Origin of the sequence: Bradyrhizobium sp., assembly GCF_035570375.1 — a bacterium.
Taxonomy (GTDB): Bacteria; Pseudomonadota; Alphaproteobacteria; order Rhizobiales; family Xanthobacteraceae; genus Bradyrhizobium.
On sequence record NZ_DATMLW010000153.1, the window covers coordinates 117,146 to 126,482 of the forward strand.

Sequence of the window (9,337 nt, forward strand, 5' to 3'; positions counted from 1 at the left end):
CAATGGTGTTCTTTGCCCATCCGCCGGTGGTCCGGTTATCATACTTCGAAAGCCTTGACTACAAGCCTTGACCGGCTGTCCAAGCGGCGATTCGCCTCCCCGTTGGGACCGCCATCGACCCTCAAATCATGGCCATTCCGCCGTTGACGTGAATGGTTTGTCCGGTGACGTAGGCCGCTTCATTCGAACTGAGAAAAACCGCCGCCGCGGCTATCTCCTCGGGCGTACCAAGCCGCGCCGCCGGAACCTTGGAAAGAATCGCTTCGCGCTGCTTCTCGTTGAGTGCATCGGTCATCGGGGTCGCGATGAAGCCGGGCGCGATGCAGTTGGCGGTGATGTTGCGCCGGGCGTATTCGGCACCCAGCGTCTTGATCATGCCGATCAGCCCGGCTTTCGACGCGGTGTAATTGCCCTGGCCCGGATTGCCGGTGACACCCACCACCGAAGTGATCGCGATAATGCGACCGAAGCGCTTGCGCATCATCAATTTGGTCGCGGCGCGCGCCAGGCGGAAGGTTGCGGTCAGATTGACCTTGATCACCTCGTCCCAGTCTTCATCACGCAACTGCACAAACAGATTGTCGCGCGTGATGCCGGCATTGGCGACGAGAATGTCGACCTGGCCCAAGGCCTTTTCTGCCGCCGGGACCAGTGCCTCGACCTCCGTGACATCGGAGAGATTGCAGGGCAAGGTATGGACCCGCGAGCCGAGTTTCGCTGCAAGCGCATCCAGCGCATCGCGCCGCGTCCCGGAAATGGCGACGGTCGCGCCTTGCGTGTGCAGGGCCTGTGCGATCGCGCCGCCGATGCCTCCGGTCGCGCCGGTAACAAGCGCCGTCCTGCCTGTGAGATCGAACATCATCTTTTCCCCCGCTCAGCCCGACTGCGCCGCTGCGAGTGCGCCTTTGGCGGCACCGATATCGTTGGGCCCGCCGACCGGGATTCCAACGGCGCCCTCGGCGATCCGTTTAACCAGCCCGGTCAGCACTTTGCCCGCACCGATTTCGAAAAACCGCGTAACGCCATGGTTTGCCATATAGGCGACGGACTCGCGCCAGCGCACCGTTCCCGTGACCTGTTCGATCAGTCGGCGCTGGATCTCATCGGGCTCGCTGATCGGCGCGGCCAGCACATTCGATACCAGCGCCGATGCGGGCCGTTTGATGGTCACGCCGGCCAGCGCTTCTGCCATCGCGTCTGCCGCCGGCTGCATCAGCCGACAATGAAATGGCGCCGACACCGGCAACAACATGGCGCGTTTGGCTCCCTTGCTCCTGGCGATCTCCAGCGCCCGCTCAACCGCCGCCTTGTCACCGGAGACGACGACTTGGCCGCCACCATTGTCGTTAGCGGCCTGACAGACCTGTCCTTGTGCCGCTTCGTTGGCGACTGCGACCGCCGCCTCATAATCGAGGCCCAGCAAGGCAGCCATTGCGCCGACGCCCACCGGAACGGCTTTCTGCATGGCAAGGCCTCGGATGCGCAAGAGCCGCGCGGTGTCGCTGATGCTGAGGCTTCCGGCGGCCGCAAGCGCCGAATACTCGCCGAGCGAATGTCCCGCGACAAAGGCGGCGTGAGCGGCGACTGAAAAACCGGCTTCGCTTTCCAGCACACGCATGGTGGCAAGCGAGACCGCCATCAGGGCCGGCTGGGCATTCTCCGTAAGCTGCAAGGTCTCGGCCGGACCATCCCAGATGGTCGTCGTCAACTTTTCTCCGAGCGCCGCATCGACCTCATCGAATACCGCGCGCGCGACGGGAAAGGTCTCCACCAACGCCTTCCCCATGCCTACCGCCTGGGAGCCCTGCCCCGGGAACGTGAATGCTGCCGTCATCAATACCCCTGGACGCTTGCCTGCCCCATTGCTCACGGAAGGGACAATGTAATTTTATGTTTTACTTCAATATGTTAGATCCATAATCGACACCAAGCCGGTCGACTTTGCCGACCGCACTGCCGATTTGGGCCGAAAGACACCGCTCTCACCGCTCGTGTCAAGCGGTCGGACGGTTTCGCGCAGCCCCCTGGCCTCTCGATCCCGCGGCTTTTCCTTGCCAGCGCGCTCAAAATCCGTATAAAGCCGACCATCCGTGGGTTCCGGCCGGGAGCTGAACGGACGGTCTCAGCAATTTCACCGCAGCGGCGATTTTGATGTGGCAGGGCCAGTTGGCCCGTCGTCCCGTGTTTCCGCCTTCTTGAGCTGATCCGAGTCCTTTCCGAAGGGTTCGAAGGGCTTGCCGCCGGCGACTCGCGCCAACACAGGAAAGGACAGTCATGCCTCTTTATGAGCATGTTTTTCTCGCGCGCCAGGACGCGAGCACCCAACAGGTCGAAGAATTGACCGCCCAAATGACCGGCATCGTCGAGCAGGCGGGCGGCAAGATCACCAAGACCGAGAATTGGGGCGTGCGTTCGCTGACCTATCGCATGAACAAGAATCGCAAGGCGCATTTCGTGCTGCTGAATATCGACGCGCCCTCGGCTGCCGTCTCCGAAATCGAGCGACAGGAGCGGATCAGCGAAGACGTGATCCGCTATCTCACGGTTCGCGTCGAAGAGCTCGAGGAAGGCCCCTCGGCCATGATGCGCAAGGCCGATCGCGACCGTGAACGCGACGACCGTGGCGGCAATTTCCGCGGCGACCGTGATGGCGGATTCCGCGGCGACCGTGACGGCGGATTCCGCGGCGATCGCGGTCCGCGCCGCCCGCGCGATGATACCGACACTGCGGACGAGGAGTAAGAATCATGGCCGAAGCTGGAGCACGCCGTCCGTTTTTCCGTCGCCGCAAGACCTGCCCTTTCACGGGCCCGAACGCGCCGAAGATCGACTACAAGGATTCCAAGCTGTTGATGCGTTACGTGTCCGAGCGCGGCAAGATCGTGCCGAGCCGCATCACGGCAGTCTCCGCCAAGAAACAGCGTGAACTCGCCCGCGCCATCAAGCGCTCGCGTTTCCTGGGTCTTTTGCCTTACGTCATTCGTTAAGGCCGAGCCTGAATTCGCGGCCCTCAAGTGCCGCGGATCGCAAATTTTCATAAGGCTTCCGGGTCGTCCGGTTGCCGATGGTTGGGGTTTGCAAAAGCCTCTAACCGCTCGAAAGGGGGCGGGACAGCTGATGATCGCGACTCTCCTCATTGCAATGGCGGCCGGCCTGGCGTCGGCATCGATGTTCGCCTCGATCATTTCGGGCGCGCTGGTTTCGCTGCTGCTGTTTTATCTCGCGCCGCTGCCGCTCATGGTCGCGGCGCTCGGATGGGGGCCGCTCTGCGCAGCGGCGGGCGGTATAACCGCGGCTTGCATTTTGGGATTGGCGTTCGGCCTTGCCTATTGCGCTGCCTTCGTCCTTGCCATCGCGCTGCCGGCCTGGTGGCTTGGACACCTTGCCCTGCTCGGCCGGCCAATTGCCACGGACGCCGCGCCAGCCGACGACGCAGCGGCGCTCGAATGGTATCCCGTCGGCCGAATCCTGCTCTGGATCGCAGTCTTTGCGACGATCACGATCACCGCCACGCTGCTGACATTCGGCTCGGACGCCGCAGCGATGCACGACACGATGCGCAGCTCGCTGACGCGTATCCTTCAATCGGCGGATGTCGCACTCAGCGATCGAAGGATCGATGCGCTGGTGATCCTCGCACCACCTGCGGCCGCCATCATAGTCATGGCGACGCTGACGCTCAACTTGTGGCTCGCGGCGAAGATCGCAGCGACCTCGGGGCAATTGCGCCGTCCGTGGCCTGACTTGAAAAGCACGGCTTTGCCACCGCTGACGCTTGCGGTCCTGTTTGCCGCCATCGCGTTATGCTTCTCCGCCGGTCTGCCCGCGATAGTGGCTCAGATCGTTGCCGCGGCACTGACGATCGCCTATGCGCTGGCGGGTTTTGCCGTGCTGCACACGCTGACTGCCGCGCTGAACAACCGGTCCATCTGGCTCAGCTGCAGCTACCTGATCGTGACATTGTTCAGCTGGCCCATCCTGTTGATCGCCGCGCTCGGATTGGCCGATGCCGTTTTCGGGCTGCGCAGGCGATATCTGCAAGGGCGGTCGCCGCCCTCCCCGCATCCAAAATCTTTCAAGCCTTTAAAATAACTCGAAAGGAGATCGAACATGGAAGTCATCTTGTTGGAACGCGTCGCCAAGCTGGGCCAGATGGGCGAAGTCGTTCGCGTCAGGGACGGATTTGCCCGCAACTTTCTGCTCAAGCGCGGCAAGGCGTTGCGCGCGACCGCAGACAATCGCGCCAAATTCGATGGCATGAAGGCCGAGCTCGAGGCTCGCAACCTGCAAGCCATGACCGAGGCAAGCAAGGTTGCGGAAAAGATCGACGGCCGCAACGTCACCATCCTTCGTCAAGCCTCCGAAACCGGTCAGCTGTTCGGATCGGTGAGCGTCCGCGACATCATCGCGTCGTTCCAGAACGAAGGCGTCGCCATCAGCCGCAGCCAGGTCATGCTGGACGCACCGATCAAGTCCATCGGCAAGCACCAGATTGCGATTGCCGTTCATCCGGAAGTCGAAGTCGGGGTGACGGTCACAGTCGCGCGCAGCGCGGACGAAGCCGAACGCATCAACCGCGGCGAAGAGATTTCGACTCGTCAGGAAGATCAGGACGCTGCTGCCGAAGCGCTTGCCGCCGCCGGAGAGTTCTTCGATCCTGAGGCTCGCCCCAATGATCTGGCGCCACAGGAAGGTACTCCGCCCGAGAAGTAAACTCGTTTTCCGAGAGACTACGACAAAGCCCGGCCCGATCAGGCCGGGCTTTGGATTTCTGCCGCTTCTCCAACTCAGGAGCCCTGACCGACGCCGCCACCCTATTGCGAGATCGGGGGGGCGGGTGGTCCGGCAGGCGCAGGCGGTGGAGCGGAAGCCGTTATGGCGGCGGTTGGCGGCTCCGAGGGCGCGGGCGCCGCGGGCCGACCTGCGCCCGGCGCAGGCTCCGCTGAGCCGCCCGAGGCGGCAGCGCCGGGTGCCGACGAAGCGGCTGGCGCGGGTGTAATGGGTGGCCCCGACCGTAGCACAGGTGTCTCGCCGCCGCTCTCCTTGGGCGTCTCTACCCTGGCAGCTTCGGACTTGCCTTCGTCGGAGAGTTTTGGTGTCTCGGGTTTGCCGATCTCCTCGGCTGCGGCTTCGGGCCTCGTCTTGTCGTCGATCGCTGGTTCAAGCTTCTGCGGCTCCTCCTTGGCAGAGGGCGCTTCCTCGCTGCCGGGCCTTGCGCGTCTGCTTAGCCGCTGTTTGGTCGACAATCTGCGGCCGTCGGGGCCGCGATCGCCCCCGGCCTGCGCCGGTGCCGCCTGTCCGTCCGCAGCCGGCTTCGCTGTGTCGGCCGCCTCCGGGCGCGCCAGCCGTCTGCGGGCCTGGAGCGGGGCGCTATCGGCTTCCGGCCTCGCAGCTTCCTGGGGTGACGGCGCGCGCAACCTGCGGCCCTGCCGGTCGACCTGATCGGTCACCGCGGCGGGTTTGGCATCTGGCCCCTGTCTGGATCGACCATCGCTGGCGCCATTGGCAATAAGGAAGCTACTGAGCTGTGCGGCCATGTCGCCGCTGGTCGTGTAATGCTGCCGAAGAAAGCCCGGCAGCGATCCGGCCGAGACGGTCTTGAGGAGACCTCGGGGAGTCTTGTGGCAGGCGTTGCACGTGCCAGCAAAGAGCTGCGAAGGACTCTTGCCGGCCTCGAGATTTTGCGCCTGCGCCAGCGCTGCGGAGACTACAGTACCGATGAAAAGCGTCACCGCCGCTAAACGGAGCGTTCGGCCCAACATTCCTCACTTCTCCCAGACGCTTGAAATCGCATGCAGTGCGCCGTCGCCGGGCACCGGCGGCGGGTCACCTTTTAGCCGATTATCCCGCGAATGGAAGCGCACTTATGGCGCGGCTGCACAAATGCACCATTTCCGAATAACTGCTTTGTGAACAAGGCACTAGCGGGCAGGTTCCATCGCCTTTATGATCAGGTGAGACGTTGGAACCTTTGCGCTTCCGGCGCGTCCTGTGACAGGGGACCTTCTACCGGGATCGCTCTAATCGGTGGTTTCGATGGACCGTTTGTTGCGTTTCTTCCTGCGGCAGTTCATTCAGCGCGGTGCGATGACATTTACCACCGCAAGCGGGGCGAAATTTACCTGCGGCGATGGGACCGGCCAGCCGGTGTTCGCGCGATTTCTGACTAGCGATGCCGAACGCAGCGTTCTGCTCAACCCTGAACTTGCGCTCGGCGAAGTTTACATGGACGGCACCTTCGTCGTCGAGAATGCCTCGATCGCAGACGCGCTGGCAATCCTGATGGACCAACCGGAAATGCTGCCGCGTTGGGCCAGGCTGCAATGGTGGCTGCGCTATCTGGCCAGACACATCAGGCAGTTCAATCCGCGCGGTCGGGCGAAAAACAACGTCGCCCACCACTACGACCTTGATGGTCGCCTTTATTCGTTGTTCCTGGATTCCGACAAGCAGTACAGCTGTGCGTATTTCGAAAAGCCCGACGCGACGCTCGAGGACGCCCAGCTCGCCAAGAAGCGCCACGTCGCTGCCAAGCTAATGATCGGGCGCGGCGACAAGGTACTCGACATCGGCTCCGGTTGGGGCGGCCTGGGCCTGTATCTGGCCGAGACCGTCGGCGCCGACGTTACGGGCGTCACGCTGTCGAACGAGCAGCTGCAGGTCTCCAACGCCCGCGCTGGCGAAAAAAACCTGACGCATTCGGCAAGATTTCTGCTTGAGGATTATCGCGACATTCCAGGTCCGTTCGATCGCATCGTATCGGTAGGCATGTTTGAGCATGTCGGCGTCGACTTCTACGACATCTATTTCAAGCGATGCGCCGAACTTCTCAGCGATGACGGCGTCATGCTGCTCCATTCGATCGGTCGCTCGGAGGGTCCCGACGCCACCAATCCCTGGATTGCGAAGTACATTTTCCCGGGCGGATACATCCCCGCACTTTCCGAGGTGATGCCGGCAATCGAGCGCTCTGGCCTGTTGGTGTGCGACATCGAAATACTGCGCCTGCACTATGCCGAGACGCTCAAGGCGTGGCGCCAGCGCTTCATGGCACGGCGCCAGGAAGCCATAGAGCTCTACGACGAACGCTTCGCGCGAATGTGGGAATTCTATCTTGCCTCTTCCGAAATGGCGTTTCGAAAGCAGAACCTGATGAATTTCCAGATCCAGCTCGCCAAGCGCCAGGGCGTCGTACCGATGACCCGCGACTACATCGTGCGCGAGGAAGCGAAATTGCGGGGGCTGGAGCGTGGGAAAAGGCCGCGGCTTCAGATCGCCGGCGGTTGACGGCCGACGCGGATCGATCTTTTAGTTTCTTAAACTGAAGCGAGAAGAAAACATCGGGTAAGGCGCCGCAGGTCGTGCAAGCTGGGCGCGTAACGCGGCCAACTCCACCGCATCACAGCGGACGTTCCGCCACTCGGGTGCAGAAAACCTCTCCATGGCCTCGACCAGCATCGACAGCCACAGGGTTTGGCCTCTTCCGGTTCGCCACAACTGTGGCAGCTGGTCCATCGCCTGTCCTTTTCCCTTCATACGCAAAGCACACTCTTACCAATTCCGATCCCGCCAACCGGTTCCTGGCGACCGTGTCGCAAAAGAAATCGGCAAGATGTGACCTGTTTCACAGGGCAACCTGCCGCGGCCGCCTTAAATCTCTGGTATGGCCGAAAAAACCCCTCAATCTCCGTTCGACCCTGATGCGGACACCCGGGCCGACTACGCCTTGATTGCCGCCGCCAGCGGAGCGGCCATTTTTGCGCTGATCTACCTCATCCTGATTTGACCAGCGCGCCGGGGCTGGCAACTTCGCCTGTCCCCGAGAATGGGTCTGCCCGCAGGTCAAAAGGTTCAGCCACAAGGAAAATTTCGGCGAGAGAGCTCGATCTCCCGCGATGGCGGCCGCAAAAAGCCGTCAAGCACCCGACCGGCAAGCCCCTCGCAATTCCCAATGCCGATTGTGTGAATCGGGCATAAGGCATCTCGCCGCTTCCGCTTTGCCCGGGACAGGCGCTTTATCCCCGCCCTTGTCTGCCCAAATCTGCCCAAGTTCCCAGAACACTCGAGCGTCATGGCCTTGCCCGATTCGAACGTCCTCAAACTCACCCCCGATCCGGGTAACCCGGCCTACCGGAGCGCGCCCCACAATATCGAAGCTGAACAGAGTCTTCTGGGCGCGATCCTGGTCAACAATGACGCGTTCTACCGGGTATCGGACTTTCTGGAGCCGAAGCACTTCTTCGAGCCGATCCACCAGACAATTTTTGAGACCGCCGGCAGTCTGATCCGGTTGGGCAAGGTCGCCACCCCCGTGACCCTGAAAACCTTCCTTCCTGCCGACACCGACATCGGCGGCCTGACGGTCGGCCAATACCTTGCGCGGCTTGCCGCCGAAGCCACCACCATCATCAACGCGCAGGATTACGGGCGGACGATCTACGAGCTTTCGCTTCGCCGCGATCTGATCCGGATCGGCGAGGACATGGTCAATGTCGCGTTTGAGGCTCCGGTCGATTTTGCGCCCCGAGCGCAGATCGAGGACGCTGAGCGTCGCCTGTACGAATTGGCGGAATCCGGCCGCTACGATGGTGGCTTCCAGCGTTTCTCGCAGGCCCTCACCGTCGCCGTCGACATGGCGGCCAAAGCCTTCCAGCGCGACGGCAAATTGTCGGGCATCGCAACCGGCCTGCGCGATCTCGACACCAAGATGGGTGGCCTGCAGCCGTCGGACCTCATCATCCTGGCCGGGCGGCCCGGCATGGGCAAGACTGCACTCGCCACCAATATCGCCTACAACGTCGCCAAAGCGCATCGCGCCGAGGTTCAAGCCGACGGCACCATGAAGTCGATCAATGGCGGCATCATCGGCTTCTTCTCCTGCGAAATGTCGGCCGAACAGCTCGCCACCCGTATCATCGCCGAGCGCACCGGAATCCCCTCGAGCACCATCCGGCGCGGCGGCATCACCGAAACTGACTTCGAAAAAATTCGCGACTACTCGATCGAGCTGCAGTCGCTGCCGTTCTATGTCGACGAGACCGGCGGCCTGTCGATCGCGCAATTGATGGCGCGGGCGCGGCGCCTGAAACGGCAGAAGGGCCTCGACCTCATCGTGGTGGACTACATCCAGCTCCTGCAGGGATCGGGCAAGCGCGGCAACGACAACCGCGTGCAGGAAGTAACCGAGATCACCACGAGCCTCAAGGCGCTAGCCAAGGAGCTCAACGTTCCCGTGATCGCGCTATCGCAGTTGTCGCGTCAGGTCGAAAACCGCGACGACAAGCACCCGCAATTGTCGGACCTGCGCGAATCCGGCTCGATCGAACAGGATGCCGAC

The 9,337-nt window shown here is 62.3% G+C and carries 10 protein-coding genes; 7 read left to right on the forward strand and 3 right to left on the reverse strand.

Annotation, left to right across the window (positions count from 1 at the left end):
• Positions 1–121: 121 nt before the first annotated feature.
• Both fabG and fabD read right to left on the reverse strand, forming a co-directional pair.
• Entirely contained in the window at positions 122–859 is a 738-nt protein-coding gene (fabG, locus tag VNX23_RS16495) for a 3-oxoacyl-[acyl-carrier-protein] reductase (protein ID WP_325631697.1), read from the reverse strand.
• A gap of 15 nt (positions 860–874) precedes the next feature.
• Complete coding sequence (gene fabD / locus VNX23_RS16500) at positions 875–1,834, reverse strand: ACP S-malonyltransferase (RefSeq protein ID WP_325631698.1); 960 nt, start codon at positions 1,832–1,834, stop codon at positions 875–877.
• A gap of 440 nt (positions 1,835–2,274) precedes the next feature.
• Here fabD and rpsF point away from each other — a divergent pair, with 440 nt between their 5' ends.
• The 4 genes from rpsF to rplI all read left to right on the forward strand — a co-directional run bounded on the left by rpsF (position 2,275) and on the right by rplI (position 4,713).
• Positions 2,275–2,742 (forward strand): 30S ribosomal protein S6, encoded by a 468-nt coding sequence (gene rpsF, locus VNX23_RS16505; RefSeq protein ID WP_325631700.1) that lies wholly within the window; start codon positions 2,275–2,277, stop codon positions 2,740–2,742.
• Positions 2,743–2,747: 5 nt separating this feature from the next.
• Positions 2,748–2,987: a 30S ribosomal protein S18 gene (gene rpsR, locus VNX23_RS16510; protein ID WP_002711478.1), complete on the forward strand. Its 240-nt coding sequence runs from the start codon at positions 2,748–2,750 to the stop codon at positions 2,985–2,987.
• A gap of 130 nt (positions 2,988–3,117) precedes the next feature.
• Positions 3,118–4,092: a DUF2232 domain-containing protein gene (locus VNX23_RS16515; protein ID WP_325631701.1), complete on the forward strand. Its 975-nt coding sequence runs from the start codon at positions 3,118–3,120 to the stop codon at positions 4,090–4,092.
• Between the two features lie 18 nt (positions 4,093–4,110).
• Positions 4,111–4,713 carry a 50S ribosomal protein L9 gene (gene rplI / locus VNX23_RS16520; protein WP_325631702.1) on the forward strand — a complete coding sequence of 201 codons (603 nt, stop codon included), beginning with the start codon at positions 4,111–4,113 and terminating at the stop codon, positions 4,711–4,713.
• 101 nt (positions 4,714–4,814) lie between these two features.
• On the opposite strand, the gene VNX23_RS16525 is transcribed toward rplI, so the two are convergent.
• On the reverse strand, positions 4,815–5,762 hold the full coding sequence (locus VNX23_RS16525) for a hypothetical protein (RefSeq protein WP_325631704.1): 948 nt from the start codon (positions 5,760–5,762) through the stop codon (positions 4,815–4,817).
• A 274-nt stretch (positions 5,763–6,036) separates the two neighbouring features.
• Between VNX23_RS16525 and VNX23_RS16530 the strand changes: the two genes are divergently transcribed.
• The 3 genes from VNX23_RS16530 to VNX23_RS16540 form a co-directional block, all read left to right on the forward strand.
• Entirely contained in the window at positions 6,037–7,287 is a 1,251-nt protein-coding gene (locus VNX23_RS16530; protein WP_325631705.1) for a cyclopropane-fatty-acyl-phospholipid synthase family protein, read from the forward strand.
• 376 nt (positions 7,288–7,663) lie between these two features.
• On the forward strand, positions 7,664–7,786 hold the full coding sequence (locus VNX23_RS16535; RefSeq protein WP_325631706.1) for a hypothetical protein: 123 nt from the start codon (positions 7,664–7,666) through the stop codon (positions 7,784–7,786).
• Between the two features lie 285 nt (positions 7,787–8,071).
• On the forward strand, positions 8,072–9,337 hold a 1,266-nt coding region (locus VNX23_RS16540; RefSeq protein ID WP_325631708.1), incomplete at its 3' end, for a replicative DNA helicase.

Excerpts from the sequence above, each read along its gene's own strand:
- fabG (WP_325631697.1), bottom strand. The coding sequence starts at position 859 with ATGTTCGATCTCACAGGCAGGACGGCGCTTGTTACCGGCGCGACCGGA.
- fabD (WP_325631698.1), bottom strand. The coding sequence starts at position 1,834 with ATGACGGCAGCATTCACGTTCCCGGGGCAGGGCTCCCAGGCGGTAGGC.
- rpsF (WP_325631700.1), top strand. The coding sequence starts at position 2,275 with ATGCCTCTTTATGAGCATGTTTTTCTCGCGCGCCAGGACGCGAGCACC.
- rpsR (WP_002711478.1), top strand. The coding sequence starts at position 2,748 with ATGGCCGAAGCTGGAGCACGCCGTCCGTTTTTCCGTCGCCGCAAGACC.
- VNX23_RS16515 (WP_325631701.1), top strand. The coding sequence starts at position 3,118 with ATGATCGCGACTCTCCTCATTGCAATGGCGGCCGGCCTGGCGTCGGCA.
- rplI (WP_325631702.1), top strand. The coding sequence starts at position 4,111 with ATGGAAGTCATCTTGTTGGAACGCGTCGCCAAGCTGGGCCAGATGGGC.
- VNX23_RS16525 (WP_325631704.1), bottom strand. The coding sequence starts at position 5,762 with ATGTTGGGCCGAACGCTCCGTTTAGCGGCGGTGACGCTTTTCATCGGT.
- VNX23_RS16530 (WP_325631705.1), top strand. The coding sequence starts at position 6,037 with ATGGACCGTTTGTTGCGTTTCTTCCTGCGGCAGTTCATTCAGCGCGGT.
- VNX23_RS16535 (WP_325631706.1), top strand. The coding sequence starts at position 7,664 with ATGGCCGAAAAAACCCCTCAATCTCCGTTCGACCCTGATGCGGACACC.